The organism is Limnospira sp. PMC 1279.21, from assembly GCF_032349615.1.
Lineage (GTDB): Bacteria > Cyanobacteriota > Cyanobacteriia > Cyanobacteriales > Microcoleaceae > Limnospira > Limnospira fusiformis.
Map to the genome: position 1 here is coordinate 1 of NZ_JARPLU010000105.1, position 18,107 is coordinate 18,107.

General features: G+C 41.4%; 8 protein-coding genes and 1 pseudogene. 4 read left to right on the plus strand and 5 right to left on the minus strand.

Annotation, left to right across the window (positions count from 1 at the left end):
- Positions 1-300: 300 nt before the first annotated feature.
- Both P5683_RS15725 and P5683_RS15730 read right to left on the minus strand, forming a co-directional pair.
- Complete coding sequence (locus tag P5683_RS15725; RefSeq protein WP_006669328.1) at positions 301-882, minus strand: pseudouridine synthase; 582 nt, start codon at positions 880-882, stop codon at positions 301-303.
- Positions 883-892: 10 nt separating this feature from the next.
- Entirely contained in the window at positions 893-4,099 is a 3,207-nt protein-coding gene (locus tag P5683_RS15730; protein WP_008055009.1) for a PAS domain S-box protein, read from the minus strand.
- Between the two features lie 347 nt (positions 4,100-4,446).
- Here P5683_RS15730 and wecB point away from each other — a divergent pair, with 347 nt between their 5' ends.
- The 4 genes from wecB to P5683_RS15750 are packed head-to-tail and all read left to right on the plus strand — an operon-like array spanning position 4,447 to position 8,480.
- Complete coding sequence (gene wecB, locus P5683_RS15735; protein ID WP_008055011.1) at positions 4,447-5,565, plus strand: non-hydrolyzing UDP-N-acetylglucosamine 2-epimerase; 1,119 nt, start codon at positions 4,447-4,449, stop codon at positions 5,563-5,565.
- 54 nt (positions 5,566-5,619) lie between these two features.
- Positions 5,620-6,657 carry a DNA cytosine methyltransferase gene (locus P5683_RS15740; RefSeq protein ID WP_187757891.1) on the plus strand — a complete coding sequence of 346 codons (1,038 nt, stop codon included), beginning with the start codon at positions 5,620-5,622 and terminating at the stop codon, positions 6,655-6,657.
- Between the two features lie 2 nt (positions 6,658-6,659).
- On the plus strand, positions 6,660-7,634 hold the full coding sequence (locus P5683_RS15745; protein WP_187757890.1) for a BsuBI/PstI family type II restriction endonuclease: 975 nt from the start codon (positions 6,660-6,662) through the stop codon (positions 7,632-7,634).
- Between the two features lie 48 nt (positions 7,635-7,682).
- Positions 7,683-8,480, plus strand: coding sequence for an S-adenosyl-l-methionine hydroxide adenosyltransferase family protein (locus tag P5683_RS15750; protein ID WP_187757889.1), 798 nt, complete (start codon positions 7,683-7,685; stop codon positions 8,478-8,480).
- 2 nt (positions 8,481-8,482) lie between these two features.
- On the opposite strand, the gene P5683_RS15755 is transcribed toward P5683_RS15750, so the two are convergent.
- The 3 genes and pseudogenes from P5683_RS15755 to P5683_RS15765 form a co-directional block, all read right to left on the minus strand.
- Positions 8,483-16,156: a glycosyltransferase gene (locus tag P5683_RS15755; protein ID WP_315640414.1), complete on the minus strand. Its 7,674-nt coding sequence runs from the start codon at positions 16,154-16,156 to the stop codon at positions 8,483-8,485.
- Positions 16,157-16,207: 51 nt separating this feature from the next.
- Positions 16,208-17,836 carry a TIGR01627 domain-containing protein gene (locus P5683_RS15760; RefSeq protein WP_006623492.1) on the minus strand — a complete coding sequence of 543 codons (1,629 nt, stop codon included), beginning with the start codon at positions 17,834-17,836 and terminating at the stop codon, positions 16,208-16,210.
- A 58-nt stretch (positions 17,837-17,894) separates the two neighbouring features.
- Positions 17,895-18,107: pseudogene (locus tag P5683_RS15765) on the minus strand (hypothetical protein); the annotation flags it as partial.

Below are 18,107 nucleotides of genomic sequence, written 5' to 3' on the forward strand. Positions count from 1 at the left end.
GGTTTATCAAGCTGACTTGTGGGAATTATGGCTGACTGCGGAACCCGCCCCTACAGGTAATTTTATCCCGAAAAATAAAAAAAAATTATCTTGGCCCCCCGCGCCACTTTTTTTGGGGAAACCCTTGCTTTTGGGCGGCGCTTCTGCTACTATATTATATAATGGGATATGCGTAATTTTTTTATTTAACTCATGCCTCCCATTATGTAGGATATGACTCTATCATATCCCCATTCGCTCGGCTTGTCAACCCCCTGGAGCGGTGACGGGCTGGGCTATTTTTTTTTTTGAAAAAATAAATCAACTGAAAAACGGCTGAATTTCGTGGGGGTGCAAATCTCGCCAGTCGCCAGGTTGAAGTGAATTGAGAGTCAAATGAGCGATCGCGACACGAACCAGTCGCAAAGTAGGGAAGCCGACGGCGGCGGTCATGCGTCGAACCTGACGGTTGCGTCCTTCAGTTAAAGTAATTTCGAGCCAAGCGGTAGGGACATTTTGGCGAAATCTAATGGGAGGGATACGAGGGGGAAGAAGTGGTTCAGTTAATAGTAGTTGAACCCTCGCTGTTCGGGTGCGATAATTTTGAATGGTGATTCCCCGTCGCAGTTGTTCTAAGGCCTGTGTAGTGGGTATTCTTTCCACCTGAACCCAGTAAGTACGAGGATGAGCAAATTCTGGCTGGCCAAGTCGATATTTAAGTTTGCGATCATCAGTCAGTAAAAGTAACCCTTCACTATCAAGGTCTAATCGTCCGACTGAGTAGACGGAAGGAATAGGGATGTAATCCTTCAAAGTTTGTCGAGACGGAGTATGAGAATCACGATCAGTAAACTGACTGAGGACATTATAGGGTTTATAGAACAAGATATATCGATAAGCCATACAGAAAAGTCTAGGACATAGTGTGCATAACAAAGCGATCGCGTCCTTGAGCCTTAGCTTGATATAAAGCAGTATCAGCCATAGAAATGAGATGTTCAAGCTGCATATTGCTATTCGGCAAAACACTCACGCCGCCCATACTGACACTAATATATTCACTAATAGGGGAGGTTTCATGAATTCTCTGTAATTGTAGGATTTGCTCACGAATTGTGCCAGCCACATTACACATACCCTCAGCATCAGTATTGGGAAGAATTATAGCAAACTCCTCGCCGCCATAGCGAGCGACCAAATCACCAGGTCGTCTAATGGAGCGAGTCAAAGCCTGGGCTACCTCTTGTAAACAGCGATCGCCCTCTTGGTGTCCATAAGTGTCATTGTAGTGCTTAAAAAAGTCAACATCACACAAAATTAAGGATATGGGGGTAAATTCGCGGATACACCTGCGCCACTCGGTGATCAAATAGGTATCAAACTGTCGGCGATTAGGAACCTGAGTTAAGCCATCAAGAGTAGCCAGGCGTTCAAGCTGTTGATAAAGTTCAGCTTGTTGAATGGCAATTCCCAACTGTACGGCTAACTGCTTAATAAAATCGACTGCAGTTGACTCCCATTGACGGGGACCAGAACAATGCTGGACCATGAGCAACCCCCAGAGGCGATTATAAGGTTCAGAAGCGACAAACCCCAACTCGGCAGAAGTATCACTGCGCCTTCGGGTCAAAATGGGAACGACCAAATTAGCCTGTACTTGAAACTCTGATAACAAACGAATATCGCACTGGCTGAAGTCTTGAGTGGATAGATCGGCCATAGCTTGGACTTGACCCTGGCTGAACCCAGCGAGATAGTGGGGAGTCCAGCAATCTTCAGTAACAATAGTTCCGACTACAGACTTCCACCCCGGGGCGACTGATTCGAATACCATCACGCCATTACCATCATCGTGAAATCGGTAAATCACGACTCGGTCAGTATTGAGAAACTCTCGAACCTGACTAACAGTAGTCTGTAAAATTTTATCCAATTTGAGCGATCGCCGAATGCGTTGAGTAATGACAAGCATCAACCGTTGACGTTCGGCTTGCTGTTGGAGATTTTCTTCAGCCTGCTTGCGTTCAGTAATATCCTCAACCATACCCTCATAATAGAGTAGTTGTCCTAAGCCGTCCCGGACAGCCCTAGCTTTCTCAGAAATCCAAATAATCTGATGATCAGCACGATAGACCTGAGATTCAAAATTAGTAATGGAATCGGACTCCTGCAATTGGCTAATAAACTCAGCGCGACGACCGGGATCAACATACAACTGGTGGCTAATGTCGGTCAGTTGGGTCATCAGAGCCTGGGGTGAATCGTAGCCATAGATTTTGGCTAAGGCTGGATTCACATTAATATAGTGACCGTCCCAGGTGGTCTGAAAAATACCCTCGATCGCATTTTCAAACAGACTACGATATTGATATTCGGCTTTTTGCAAAGACTCTAAGGCCTGTTTGCGTTCACTAATATCTCGATAAGCACTCAAAAACAGGCGCTCATTCTGATTTTCGACAATGGAGGTAGACACTAAAAGAGTTTTCTGTTCTCCTGACTTAGTGACTATGGTAGTTTCCACATCTCGCACGCCTCCTCGTTCTAAAATCTCATATAATCCCATGAGAGCATCTTGATGAGCTTGGGGGTCAGGATACAGAAGGGACAAAAAATCCTGAGAACTTTCTACTTCCGCCAGGGTATAGCCAGTAATCTCCTCCATCTTGGAGTTATAGATCCAAAACTTTCCGGTCTGACTGCTCAGGGTAATGCCTTCTCCCACAGTTTCGATGACACTGGTTAACTGTTGAGCGGTTTGGAAAATTTTTTCTTGTGTAGAAAGGCGTTCACTGATATTAGTATTGACGCAGATCAACCCGACTAAATGACCCTGTGGGTCTCGGATGGCATCTGCTCTCATGTGAACCGGAATGACTCTGCCGCTGCGGGTTAGCTTGTGGACTTCTCCTTGCCAGGAATACCCGCCTAAAATATGGCTCATGACGGCTTCGCCGACGGTGGGATCAATATAGAGGCTTCTGTGACCTCCATGTTGGTTAAATTGTTCGACGGTTTCGTATTCAAATAAATCACAAAAGGCTCGGTTTTGATAAATTTGGACTCCGGTTGCGTCCATAATGGCGATCGCATCGGTGGTACTATCGACGGCTTTGCGAATTCTTAATAGGGTTTCTTCGGCTTTTTGGCGATCGGTGATATCTTCAGAGGTGACTAAAATGGCAACTATATTGCCGTTGCTGTCATGAAGGGGAATACGATTGGTTTCTAGGTAGACTATTTTACCATCTGGGCGGGTTCGGGTTTCAATGTGTCGATATTGAGGGATATTGGTTTCAATGACAGTGCGATCGCATTTTCGTAAATAATCAGCCATCTCCCGGGTGGCGGGTAAATCTTCATCGGTTAACCCGACAATGGCTTCGGAACTAATCACGCCAGCCTCTAAGGCTCCTCGACGGTTACAACCTAAATAAACGGAGTTGGGATCTTTCCAAAAAATCGCTTTTGGGATATTATCCATCACTAGCTGTAGCATCTGTTGCGATCGCTCCAGGGCTGCTTCTGCTTTCAGGCGTTCCTGAATTTCTTCCTGGAGTTTCTCATTGGTGGCGGTCAGTTGAGTTGTCCGGTCATCTAGGATATCTTGCAGGTGGTAACATAGATGTAAGAGTTCTTCTGATGCTCGGCGGCGTTCGGTGATATCAATGGCAGAACCTGTATAACCTAGAAACTTACCGTTAGCTGTCCATTGGGGAACTCCGGTATTAAATATCCAACGATACTGATGATCAAACCTTCGCAGCCGATATTCCTGTTGGAAGGGTTTGCGATCGCCGAATGCTTGCCAATAGGTGATTAAACAATTTTGGCGATCTTCAGGATGTACCCCCCGGAACCAGCCCTCTCCCCGTTCCATTTCTAAGGAACGTCCAGTAAACTCTAACCAGTCTTCATTAAAAAATGTATACGATCCTTCCGCATTACAAGCCCAGATTAGCACAGGCGTAGGTTCAGATAGCCCCGCAAATCTTTTTCTCTCTTGTTCAATTGCTGTTGCCAATCGGTGCAAGTTACCATCAAAATGATAATGGTGTTCAGAGTCTAAGTTGTCTTGTTCATGGAAACGACTAAAATCACTCATTTTGACGTTGATCATAAGCCATTAGATGAAATTGTCATTCGGAACATTTTACTATGATATTTAATCCAAATTCTGTGCTTGCCTGTACGACAATCTCAACAATTTTATGCTAAAATATCACGGATGATTAAACATTGTCGAAAAAATTTGTATATCAACATAGCTCCCGGTTATACACCGATAAAGTTCTAGGTTATGGGGGGAGAATCCAGTGATAAGAATTGAGGCTAAGGGTTGATTTAAGCATTGGGGATCAAGCATTGTTAGGGGCATAGCCTATATTAGTCACTTGAATTTTATAACGGGACTTGATATTTTTTTGTATTGGTTTATACTTTTATTGTAACTCTATTTAATCAGAAATGTCAACATCAAAGTATCGAATTGGTATAGTATTTGGCACGAGACCAGAAGCGATTAAGATGGCCCCACTAGTCCAAAAGTTTCAACAAAATTGTAATTATGAAACCCGAGTGATTTTAACAGGTCAACATCGGGAGATGGTCCAGCAAGTGATGCAGCTTTTCGAGATCAAGGCCGATCGCAATCTGGAAATCATGCAGCACCAGCAAACCCTGACGGACATTACCTATCGTAGCTTACAAGGGTTAGGAAATATTTTTGAGCAAATCAAACCTGATATGGTTTTAGTCCAGGGGGATACTACAACAGCCTTTGCTGCGGCTTTAGCGGCCTTTTATCAAAAAATTCCTATTGGCCATGTCGAGGCAGGACTCCGAACTGATGACCTATTTAATCCCTATCCTGAAGAAGCGAACCGCCGTCTAATTTCTCAACTAACTAAATTACACTTTGCACCTACGGAGAAAGCGGTTGAAAACCTGAGAAAATCTGGGGTAGTCGGGGAAATTTATCAAACAGGAAATACAGTGATTGATGCTTTATTATCTGTGGCGAAAACCCAACCAAAATTAGATATTCCCAATCTCAACTTAGAAAAACATCGACTAATTTTAGCGACAGTTCACCGTCGAGAAAATTGGGGAGAACCCCTAGAGGGAATTGCGGAAGGATTTTTAAAAACTCTTGATCAGTATGCTGACACAATGATACTGCTACCCCTACACCGTAACCCGACGGTGAGGGAACCCCTACAGACAATGCTAGGAGGACATCCCCGGGTAATTCTCACGGAACCCCTAGATTATAGTCAACTGGTAGCAGCGATCGCTGATGCTTATTTAGTGTTGACGGACTCGGGTGGACTCCAGGAAGAAGCACCGAGTTTAGGGAAGCCTGTGTTAGTGTTACGAAAAACTACGGAACGTCCAGAAGCGATCGCGGCTGGAACGGCTAAACTAATAGGAACTGACCCTCAAGATATCCTCAGAGCCACTAGCGAACTCCTGGGGGACCCAGAGGCTTACCAAAAAATGGCAACCGCTATTAACCCCTTTGGAGACGGTCACGCCGCCTCACGCATTATTCAACATATCGATGAGTATTTCAAGTCAGCTTAGGTTGAGTTGGCTTTAAACAAGTTTTGAATAGGCAGTAAATAATCGAAAAATACCATGTCAAACAGACTGAGTTATTGGGAATATTTAAACCAAGAATTAAAACTGAATGAAGATATACAATCTCAGTTAGTTGTTCTTGATTTATTTGCGGGTTGTGGTGGTTTTTCTCTAGGATTTAAAGCCGCAGGCTTTGAAACAATCGGTTATGAGATGTTAGCGGATGCTGCCGCCACGTATACTCGTAATCTTCAGGATATATGTTATTGTCAAACTTTAGAAATTGGTCAAGATTTATGCAATCATCCTGATGTGATTATAGGAGGTCCTCCCTGTCAACCGTTTAGTGTAGGTGGATTACAAAAAGGTCCTAGAGACTCTAGGGATGGCTTTCCGATTTTTCTAGATGCGATCGAACGATATCAGCCAGCAATAGCAATCTTTGAAAATGTGCGAGGAATGCTTTATAAAAATCGTCAGTATTTAGAGAAAATAGTTGCCGAACTTGAGAGACTGAATTATCGGGTTGACATCAAACTTATCAATGCTGTTAATTATGGTGTTCCACAAAAACGAGAACGCCTGTTTGTTGTGGCTTATCAAACAGCATGGCATTGGCCAGAAGCTGAAACCTTAGCTATGCCTTATACGGCTGGAGATGCTATTTATGATACGGCTTCTACCATTCCTATAGGGGCCAAATTTCTCACGCCTAGTATGCTAGAATATATTGGCAGATATGAAGCAAAATCTAAATGTGTTAAACCTAGGGATATTTACCTTGATATTCCTTGCCGAACTCTGACCTGTAGAAACCTATCAGGCGCAACCAGTGATATGTTGCGATTGTTATTACCAGATGGCCGCCGGAGACGTTTAACAGTTAGGGAAGCTGCGAGATTACAAAGTTTTCCCGATTGGTTTGAGTTGGTGGGTTCAGAAAATTCTCAGTTTAATCAAATTGGTAATGCTGTACCACCTTTGTTAGCCAAAGCGATCGCTAAATCTGTGAAAATGACACTGGAGAATAAACCATCTCCACCCACAGATTATTTTTCTCCTTTTCCTCAACAGTTAAAATTACCATTTGCGTGAAGATGTCATCAAATAACTCAACCCCAAATCTTGAACAACTGATGTTAGAGGCACGTCAGTTAATGAAGGATTTAGGATTACCAGACAAAATGCAAGCAGATACTCCCATTTTTGTTTTGTTAGTCATGTTAGATATGAAGCCAGCCAAATCATGGTCTGAAGCTAATAATCAGAAATGGGGAATAACGCCATTGATGAATAAAATGCGAGAGTTGGGCTTTAAAAATTTAGCACCTAATACTCGTGAAAATATTCGCGATGACTGTGTTGGTCAACTGGTTGATGCTGAACTCGCTACCGAAAATCCAGACAAGCCTCGACCTAAGAATAGTCCTAAATACTGTTATCAAATAAATCAAGAAGTTCTAGATTTAGTTAAAAAAATTGGCAGTGCAGATTATCCAATAGCACTTAATAATTTTTTGTCTAACTATCAAACAATAAAACATAAGTATCAAGCTAAAAGACAATCACAGAGGCTCAATGTCAAAATTGCTCATAATTTTTCTGTCAGTATAGCACCCGGTGGTCAAGGTGTTTTAATTAAATCAGTCCTTCAAGATTTTTGTAAATATTTTAATATTGATAAAGTTCTATATATTGATAATACTGTAGATACAGCCAGAGGTTATTCTCCATTTATTGATGAAGATTTAATTAATGATTTAGGTATAGACCTTGACAAATTTAAAAATAGTTACGACAAGCCAGATATTGTGCTTTATAAATCTGATAAAAAATATTTAATTATTATTGAAGCTGTCAAAACTGGTGGTGCAATTAATGTTGAACGTCGCGATCGTTTATTATCTTTGTTTGAAAATGTTGATGTCAAATTATCATTCGTCAATGCCTTTGAATCTTTTAATGAACTCAAAAGACTGACCAAAGAAATAACCTGGGAAACTCATGCCTGGATTATGGAGTTTCCAGATCACATGATACATTTCAATGGAGACCAGTATTTATTTCATTAATAAAAATTTCCAGAAACCCTAAATATTCCGAGACTAGGAGTGCTAAATATGTCTGTATCTGGTATAATTACACTATTAACAGACTTTGGTTCAAGTGATGTTTATGTGGGAGTAATGAAAGGGGTATTATCCCAAATTAACCCCCACCTAACTGTCATTGACTTAACCCATGAAATTCCGCCTCAAAATCTTATGGCGGCGAGGTTTTGTTTGATGAATGCTTACCCCTACTTTCCCCAAGGTACTGTTCACATGGCGGTAGTCGATCCGGGGGTGGGAACTGAACGAAAGGCGATCGCACTACAACTTCCTAACGGATATGTTGTCGGACCTGATAACGGCTTATTCGGGGGTTTAATTAAGCAGTATGGTGTAATTACAGCAGTAGAATTAACTAATCATCAATACTGGAGAAATTCCCAACCCAGCACTACTTTTCATGGTCGAGATATCTTGAGTCCTGTGGCTGCTTACCTCGCCTCTGGTGTGCCAATTCGGGATTTAGGTACTGTGATCAATTCTGATACCCTCATGTCCCTGTCAATGCCGAACTTGGAAATCACAGAAACCAGCATTAAAGGCAGTATTCAATATATCGATCACTTTGGGAATTTAATTACTAATATTCCGGGAGATATGGTAGCAGATAAATCCTGGAATGTTAGCTTTCCTGAATGCACCCCAAGTCCTAAAATTAGCAGCCATACAACCTATGGAGAAGTGCAACCAGGTCATCTTTTAACCCTCATTGGTTCCCACGGTTGGATAGAAATTGCGGCTAACGGAGATAGCGCCAAATCTCGTTTACAAATAGACTGGGGTGCGACAGTTATCATCAACTATTAAAATCAACTACTCAAAGGATTTTGCCAATTTTGATAATCCCGTTGCAGATAACTAGGAAGGCGAGATAGATCTTGAATTTGCAGTTGTTCCGGCCGATAATATAGCATAGCCGCTATGAGATAATTAAGCGATCGCGGTGTATCTAAACCTTGTCGGAGATAGGTTCCTACTTGTTGTAGAAAATCCCATTCATGTTGGGTTAACATTTCATTTTGCAGGCGACTATTTAACAAACTCCGATAGCCATCACCGAGGGGACTCTGATACATCTCCTCTAACTTGTGTTCAGGTAAATTCAGCCAAAACTGTGCAAATTGCCACCGCAGTTGTCGCAATTCTACGGTGATATTAGTATCTGTGGGGTCGATCTTAAATAACTTGACACACCCAATTAATCGATTCACAAAAGTTGAGACATCTACAGCAGTGACAGTTGGTGTTACCTGGGGAGAATTAACAGGAGTTGACTGGGTTTTAGTGGTAGCTAAGGTTTGTTTAATTTGAGCGATCGCATCGGCATTTTCAAACACCCGCTGATAATCAGGAAGCAACCAAGCGGGTAAACGATTAACCGCATCTCGTACCAACATTTTACCAGGTTGAGAATACAACATCACCGCCATCAAACAATTAATTGCATGGGGTTCAGTCAGTCCCATAGCAGTCTTAGTCCAATGGTTAACTAATGCTTTTTCCTCATCATTGAGGGGTTCTTTTTTTAAGCCTCTATTGAGCAAAATTTGATAACCTTTACCTATCTGTTGTTGATAAAGAGTTTCTAATTGCTCTGCTGGTTGTCTTAACCAGTATTCTACCATACCACGACGGATTGTGTGTAATTTATTTACCACCATAGTATTAGTGGGGTCAAGTTCATAGAGATTAACTTGATCCACCAATTCGGATAAAAACCGCTGTTGTTTTTGGGGATTATCTAAATCTATAACTTGATGTTTGGATTGGTAATTTTGGAAGATTTGAGTTAACAAAGCTCCCATTTTCGCACCATAGGCGCGACTATCCAAAAATTCAGGATTAGCCGCCATTTTCTGTTGAATGGCTTGGCGTTTTAACTGTAGCAATTCAGGGGTATTTGCGAGGGTAACAGCCAAACTAATATAGGATGATTCATCGTCGGTAATTAAATCAGGAATACCAAGCGATCGCATCATAGCGGCACCATGTTTAGAACGCAAAGTATCTCCGTCTCTAACTACTACAGGTAATCCCACTTCTAGGGGATCTACTAAGGAGTTTGAGCCAGAATGGGGGTAGGAGTCTAAATAAATATCCCCCTGTTCTAAACAGGCTTTAACGTCGGTACGACTGGGGAGAGTTTTAATCAAAACTAAGCGTTTTTCTGCAACTCCGTATTTGCTCAAGGTGGCGTGCATTCGGCGGATAAATTGTGAACTAGCATAGTTATTACTCCAACTAGGAGCAAAGGGATAAAGCACTAAAATCGAATTAGGAACTTGAGCCAGAATTTTCACCCAGGTTTCCCCTTGTTCTGGGATAATTTTATAGAAATTTGCGCCGGACATAAAGACAATTGTTTGGTCATTGGCTCCCCATTGGCTGCGGTGAGGCTTAACGGTGGCGGGTTGAGGTGCGATCGCATAATAGTTAAAACAAAAGCCAGTTCCGTTGAGAACCGCTAAATTTTCTCGATAGAAATTAGGAGCCTCTGCACCCTCGGAAAGATGACCAGAAATATAATAATCAATATATCTCATTCCGGTAGTAACAGGTGATGAAAATAGGGTAGCTTGTACTCGCGCCAGTCGGTGTAATGCTAACAAGGTGACGGGTTTAGTAATGGCGGTTACATTAGTTCCGAATAGCAAAATATCGAGGTTATCAGCGCGAATAGTGGCTGCTTGTTCCAACTTATCATCAGGTAGTCTAACTAAACGGTCAGCGCGGGATCTACAGTATTGCTCTAGGGGATGATTGTTGGCTTGGGTAACATATAAAATAATCTCGAATTGTTCCCGATTGAGATATTCAAAAGCTGGTAATGTTAAGTAAGTTTCGGTTTGGGGGTTGAGATGGTCGTTAAGAATTCCTAGGCGAATTTTTTGGCGATCGCTCGGAGGTTCTGGGAAGGAGTAATCCAACTGAAAATCGCGGCTTTGTAGGAATAGATGAAACAACTCAGCGCGACTACAAAACAGAGGTTTTAAGTTAAAATCCGCGAAATAGTTCGGGATAAAATTACCCCTTTCTAGCAACATAGTTGTTAACTTTTGCCATAGGGGATAGTCTGGCTGCTGCTGGAGACGTTCCCGAACAAAATCTAATAACCGTATCCGATAGCGGGAGTAATTATCTGCGTCTCCAATTTCTTGGAATAGGGGGGGAACATCAAATAAAAATCTAAAATAGTCCTCAGCCAGCCAAGTGGGAATCAAAGACTCCTCAAAGGTAAGCATTAGCTGATCGGCACGACCATATAACATCCCAGCGAGTAAATACTGAAAAGTTTTCGGCTGCTTAAAGCCTTGACTCAAATAGGATTTAATTTCCTGAAAATACAGGCGTTCATCATCACGGAAAATCTCGTTTTTGATACCAGAGTTTAGTAGCGACTTATGTGCTTGACCTAAATTCTCCTGATAAGCCTTGGGGAGTTGTTCGGTTTCTAATTTTAACCACATATCAGCTACAGCTTGGCGAGCGTTACGGAGATGATCTAAGGCTAATTCATCATGGGGATTCTGCTGATATTTTTGAACATAATCTGCAAAATTTTGTAAGTTTAAATCACCACTAGCATTTAAAATTAACTCAACTGGCTGAGGTTTAGCATCAAATAAATCAGGATAGTAACTCATTACCTGAGCTTTATAATAATCTCGATTTTGAAAAGACTGGACTACCCTAGACCGAGGATGGCGACGATAATATAACACTGTTTCTCGGATACCATAAAAAGGTATATTATGCTGATGACAATTTAGCCAAAACTCCCAATCTTCGTATCCTGATTCCTTAATTTCTTCCTTATATCCGTTAGTCAACTTATAGACATTTTTGGAATATAAAGACGTACACACCAGCATATTATATTGTTTGAGATTTTCTAAAGAATATTGATCCGCAGTTACAATTTTTCGCTGTTCAGTGCCAAAAATCTCATAGGATCCAAAAATTACGCAATCATGAGATTTACTTAGAGCCACTTCTACTAAACTAGCTATAGCGGAAGAGCTAAGTTTATCATCAGCATCTAAGGGTAAAATATATTCACCTTTGGCTTGATTTATGCCAGCATTTCTAGCACTAGCACAACCTTTATTGTCGGTTGCTATTAGACTAATTTTGTGGTTGGCAAAAATTTGAATAAGATGTTGAGCAACTTGGCTGGTTTGGTCAGGACTACCATCATTAACAATAATAATTTCCCAATTGGGGTAAGTTTGAGCCACAACACTTGCCACTGCTTCGGGTAAAAATTCCGCCTGTTGATAGCAGGGAATAATTACAGAAATTAGTGGTAGATTAGTAGGTAATGCTGTTTTAATAACTTCGATGGTTTTGGTTAACATTTGTTGTTCTGTAAACATTTGTTCGGCTCGTTGTTTGCAGGCTTGACCAATATTATACCTTAGATGGGGATTAGCAACCCACTGTTCAAGAGTTTCTACTAATTCAGTAATAGTTGCTGAGGCATTTATTTTAGGGTCAGATAAGAGTTTCCCGGTGTTTCCTAACTCTTCGGGAATGCCACTAACCGCTGAAGCAATTATAGGTAATCCCTTCGCCATAGCTTCCATTACTGATAAAGGCATTCCTTCTAATTCGGAGGGTAAAATAAATATATCACTGGCATCTAATAAGTCAGGAATATCATGACGACATCCTAGCAATTTAACCTGGTCAGTAACGCCTAATTTTTTGATTTCTGTTTGGAGTTTATGTTCCCAGCTACCTTCACCAGTCCATAAAAAATATAGTTGACACCAAATGGGAGTATTTTTAAGTTGTTGAATGGCTTGCAATTGGTATTGATAGCCTTTGATGGATTCTAATCTAGCTGAGGTGAAGCAAACTATGGCATTGGGTGGGATGCCTAGTTGTTGACGAATGCGATCGCGTGTAGTAGGATTAACTAAACTAAAATACTGCCTTGGTCGTCCATAATAAATCACGCGACCCCGTGGTTTAGGCAGTTGGAAAAGTTCCCACAACTGCTGTAAGTTTTCTTGAGAAACGGCGATAATTTCCTGGGAATGCTGATAAATGTCCGCCAGTTGACCTAAGTAGGACTGAAACCGTTGAGCCAAATAAGGTGCTACAAAATTTTCTGTAATAACGAAAGGTATTTTTAACCTCATAGCCACTTGTTTAGCAGCTAAATTAGAAAGGGGACAGCAATCACTAAACAGGATTAGATCTGGGTTCGCCTTGGTAAAAATAGTTTCAGCAGTAGTCTGGTCTGTTAAGGTTTTCTGAAAGTCCTTAACTGAATCATAGTCTAACCAAAAATGTTGAATCCCTAACTGTTTTTGTTGGTCTAACAAATAATGAGATTCTCGACTTTGTACGCAACTAACATGATAACCAGATTGAATTAACTGGGTCAGAATTGAGTGATTATATTGTCCAACTCCATAAACCCTGGGTTCGTCAGTATAAACTAAAATATGGAATTTTCTAGGTGATTTTAAAGGTTTGATTTCTTCTGGATAGACTGATACTGGTTTAGATATAGTTCTGGGAATGTTAGTAATACCATATTGCTGACAAATTTTCTGAGTTTCTGTGTAAGTAGTGGGGGTTTTGTTTTCTAATCCATCTTGATTATCAAAATATAACCCCAAAATTTCTGGTATTTTAGCGATATTTTCAGTTTTACCAATTCTCAGCCAAAACTCATAATCTCCCGCTACTTTAAATTCTGGGTTAAAATTGCCATATTTTTGATGGAGAGATTTCCGCCACATAGGTTGAGAACCGAGACAGCAGCGGCGTTCTAATTCTTGATAACTAAACTCTGGCCAGTTCCAGCGTTGGTTAGCTTGGGTATTCTCAAAGGTTTCGTTGGGGTTGTGGGTGATAAGTTGATCGCCATATACTACGGCTACATCAGAATGCTGGTCTAAATAATTAGCCATTAATTCTAAAGCATCAAAACGGTGTCTATCATCAGTGTTAGCATTAGTTATATATTCCCCTTTGGCGAGTTCTATGGCTCGATTCCATGCGGCATAAAGGGTTTCTCGGTGTTCGGTGCGATGGTAGATAATTTGGGTATATTTAGCTTGAAAATCTGCGACTATTTCTGCTTCGTTTTCCTGGGAGTTGCTATCAATAACAATAATTTCTAGTTGCTGTTTATCGTATAATGTTTGATTAACCAAATCCTGCAAACATCCCCTGAGAAAATTGGCGGAGTTATAGGTGGAAATAATAGCGGAAACTTGGGGGTATGTTAACCTAGTTTGTGGTCGCTGAACGGTTGACCAAATCCAAGGTTTAACGCATTCTAGGGAAACCAAATTAAACCCGGCTGCGATTAATAAATCCCTAAGTTGTCTATCATTGTAGGCGTTTCCATATAAATAATATTGCTGATTTTCTGCGCCTTCTTCATCAAAATCACCTAAATTTTCCGCACTGCGATCGTGAACTTGAATGCGAAAGTATCCCCCTGGCTTTAATACCCTAAAGATTTCCCTAAAATAGCTTTTAACCACAGATAGCGATCGGATATGTTGAAAAACAATGGTAGAATAAACTAAGTCGTAAAATTCCCCTGGTAAATCTTGTAAATCAGATCCACTATTGACATATAATTCACCATTAGATTGACCATCCGCTAAGTATTGTTTAGCAAACTCAATCATATTGGCAGAAATATCCACCCCATCGACTCGGTTAAATCTTTCCCGCAAAGGCTTAACTAAACGACCGACACCACAACCAATTTCTAATACTTTCCAATGGAGTTGACTAGGGATACCTTGAAGAATTTGTTGAGTAGTGCGATCAATTGACTGTTCCCAAACTTGCTGTCTTTCCTGTGGTGATAATTTTTCAATTCCGGGATAGGTCAACACTCGCGCAAACATGGCTTCTTGGATAGAATTAACATTCCAAAATTGACGCTGTAAATCTAGTTGCGCGTGATTAACTGAAGATTTTGTAGCTGGTGTTGATAATGAGTTAATCCGGTGTTTCATGTCTGCGGCGGGGGTAAAATTAGGGATTAATTCTAAGACTCGGTTAATGGCTTGTTGCGCCAAATTATGATTACCCATTTGTTCGGCAGAATTAGCTAAATACCACAGGACTCGCCAAATATTACAACCATTTTGCCATGCTTGGTAAAACTCGTTAACTGCTTCCTGATGCCGTCCCTGTGTCTGTAAAACTAATGCTGACCAGAAGCGCAAATATCCATCTTGAGGATAACAATTGCGGTAGTGAAATAAACCACCACCACCGGGGTTACACAGTCCGGGAGAAGCTCTCGAAATGTGACGATCGCTTTCTAACTGTTCCGAGAGATGATTAGATGTTAAACTTACTTTAAACCGAGGGTCAATATCCCCTAAACTCTGCACAAATAATGCTGCACCAGTTTGGGGGTTTCCGGTAGTTAAACGGCGTTCCCGTTTAGGAAACTCCATTAACTGTTTATAAGTTTCATGAATTTTATCAATGGAAACCTGGGGATTAAAATATTGTTTGGCATAATTGCGCGCATTATTTCCTAATCTCAATCTCTCCTGGGGATGATGATATAAATATGCGATCGCCTGCTGATATTCCTGTTCACTATTAACTACTAATCCGGTTTGATTATTAATAACTAACCCCTTAATCCCTCCATGGGGAAAAACCACCGGAGGTATCCCCGCATACATAGCTTCCTGTAGACTTTTTTCGCTAGTTGCATAGGTATCCTCAACTAAAGGATAGCCAAATACATCGAGTATTTCCAAGACGGATTTAATGTCTTCAACATACCCCCGAAACTCAAATTTTTCGGCAACCCCCAAACTTGCCGCTTGTTGTTTCAGGCTATTCTCAATTCCTCCCCCACAGACAATAAAACGAATATTAGGAACTTGCACCCCAGCACTCATGGGGATATAATTTTGATAGAGTTTGGAGAAATCAACTGTGCCAATATAACCGACATTAAAACCCTCATGGCGGCGATTATTTAAAGATTCTAAACGGCTAAAATCAGCAATTCCTGGCACTACTCCAATTTGATTATTAGTGAATAAATCACTACGGGATTTAATGGCGGGTATCTCTAAACTATAGGGAGTTGTGGCTAACAAAATATCCGCATAATTAACCAGTTCCGATGTCACAATATGGGGAGAACGATCGCCTACTACTTTCAGCCAAACCAGCAACCGCATGGGAGGCAAATTTAACTGTAATAACTCATAAAGTTCGGGAGTATTCCAGAAGTGAATATGAACAATATCCGCCTGTGTTATCTCTCGATAAATTGTCTCTAATGATGGTGCTTCAATTACCTGTAAACCAGCCATTTCGGCTAATTTGACTGCTTGGGGATGCGCGGGAGTCAAAGAAATAGCACAATGAACTTGATCTAATTTGTGCTGGGTAGCATCTTTAGCGATCGCTACGACGGAACGTGATGCACCTCCTAGAGAAAATCCTTGTAAAATGTGTAAAATTTTCATAAATTCAGTAACTTATAAATAACAGAGAACCGCCGCCAAAATTAACCCTAATTAATGACCGGGAGAAACCCGATAATGATTCAATCTGCTAATTTGCTTAACCAAATGATTCGGTTTAAAGAAATAGCTAGTATAGGCGATTTCGACAGGGCGATCGCAATCATGAACAAACACATCAGTATCACCAGATTTGATAGCCAATTGGGAAGCAATATATATACTTTTCATTCTTCCCGGTGTTTCCGGTGTATATCCCGCTGGACCATCAACTAAAATCCAATCCCATGATATATCATAAATCCAATTAGGTAAATCCAAGGACAAACAATCTTCTCCCCGTTCAAATTGCATCAACAATTCTGCCCAATTTTGTCGCTGAGTTTGGTAATCCACATGATAGGCCTCTAAATGAGGATAGCTATTTTTAACCTGAGTTAACCACTCTTGGCTATCTTCCAAAAATACCGTTTTACCGTGGCGGTTAATATCTATCCATAAACCGCTATCTTTACCTACACCAAAAACTAGCAAATTGCCCGGCGACTTATCATGAATAATATCAGCAATATAGCGATATTCTTCTCCGGTCATTTGTCCGGGATTGGCGGCGACCAACTCATCAATAATTGGATAGTAAAACTCCCGATAATGATTATTGAAAATCCATTCCCATTGTAAATGACTGGGGAGAGTCCAATTAACAGATGGGTCTGGCTGATGCTGAATAGGTTGAACTTCGCCACGCCACGCCACCCCCATGATTTGTTTAGTTTGATAAATGGCGACATTCCAACCGCGATCGCGAAAATAATTCCACCCAGCAAACACATCAGGAGAAACCAAATCATGAAACAAAATCAAAGCATCATCCGCCGCCACCTGTTCACAAATTTGAGCATCTAAAAACGGTCCGGGTGCTTCATGATTCCCATCAATAAAAATGAGAGACCAGCGACGATGACAACTCCTAGCAATTTCCGCCACCTTAGCGGGACTGTAACCCGCAATTAACTCAACCCTTTCTGTCACTCCCGCCGCCTGTAAAGCAGAACCCACGCGACTAGCAAAAACGGGATTAGCCAGACCCGGATCAATGACATCGAGAATCACCCCGCCTAAAGCGAGATGACAGGTTGACCAACCCAACCAACAACCAATTTCCAAAGCGGGTTTACCAGCAAATTGTAAAGCGGTATTATATAGAATATGGGCTTCATCTCTAGTAATAAATCCCACCGTAGGGAATTGTTGATCAACGTAGCGATTGTGGGGAATTTCTCGGCGGTGATATTGCCACTTAGAACTAATGTTATCAACCACTAAATTAGGAAAATAGCGATCGCATTTAATTTTCCTCAACCCAGAGGAGACATAATCTCCTGGAGGAAACCATAAATCCTCCCCAGACAGAATTTGTGATAAACCCTGTTGAGCCTTAGTACAATCAGGATTAAGTTCTAGGGCGATACGATAGGCCCTAACCGCCGCCGAGTTTTTATGCTGGGCTTGCAACACTTGACCGAGGATATGATAAGCTCCAAAATGGTGGGGCTGGGTTTTGATGGCCTGATGACAAGCTGCGATCGCCTCAGAGAAACGTCCACAAGCCAGACAAGTTCCCGCCTGCTCATTAAGTCCCAAAACCTCAGAACTGGCTGTTAGATTAGCAAAATTCCCCATGAGTTCAGCAATGCGAGTCCAACTGTACAGGTCAATAAGAGCATGATTTCATCTCAAATTAGGTTAACATTTGACGGCAATACAGTACAATACCAAGTATGGGTGCGAGACGTTTAGGAGTGAAATAGGGATGCAATGCCCGAAATAGCCTCCTAGTGGGACTTCCACCCCTTGGTTGATTGGGTCGCATCCCTGGCCATCCCATAACACAGCCGGATTTTTTTGCCCACCTTCGAGACTTCCAATATGGTTGCCAAGGTGAAGCGTCTAT

Bases quoted from the DNA above. Each gene is read 5' to 3' on its own strand.
- P5683_RS15745 (WP_187757890.1), top strand. From the start codon at position 6,660: ATGTCATCAAATAACTCAACCCCAAATCTTGAACAACTGATGTTAGAG.
- P5683_RS15730 (WP_008055009.1), bottom strand. From the start codon at position 4,099: ATGATCAACGTCAAAATGAGTGATTTTAGTCGTTTCCATGAACAAGAC.
- P5683_RS15750 (WP_187757889.1), top strand. From the start codon at position 7,683: ATGTCTGTATCTGGTATAATTACACTATTAACAGACTTTGGTTCAAGT.
- P5683_RS15760 (WP_006623492.1), bottom strand. From the start codon at position 17,836: ATGGGGAATTTTGCTAATCTAACAGCCAGTTCTGAGGTTTTGGGACTT.
- P5683_RS15725 (WP_006669328.1), bottom strand. From the start codon at position 882: ATGGCTTATCGATATATCTTGTTCTATAAACCCTATAATGTCCTCAGT.
- P5683_RS15740 (WP_187757891.1), top strand. From the start codon at position 5,620: ATGTCAAACAGACTGAGTTATTGGGAATATTTAAACCAAGAATTAAAA.
- wecB (WP_008055011.1), top strand. From the start codon at position 4,447: ATGTCAACATCAAAGTATCGAATTGGTATAGTATTTGGCACGAGACCA.
- P5683_RS15755 (WP_315640414.1), bottom strand. From the start codon at position 16,156: ATGAAAATTTTACACATTTTACAAGGATTTTCTCTAGGAGGTGCATCA.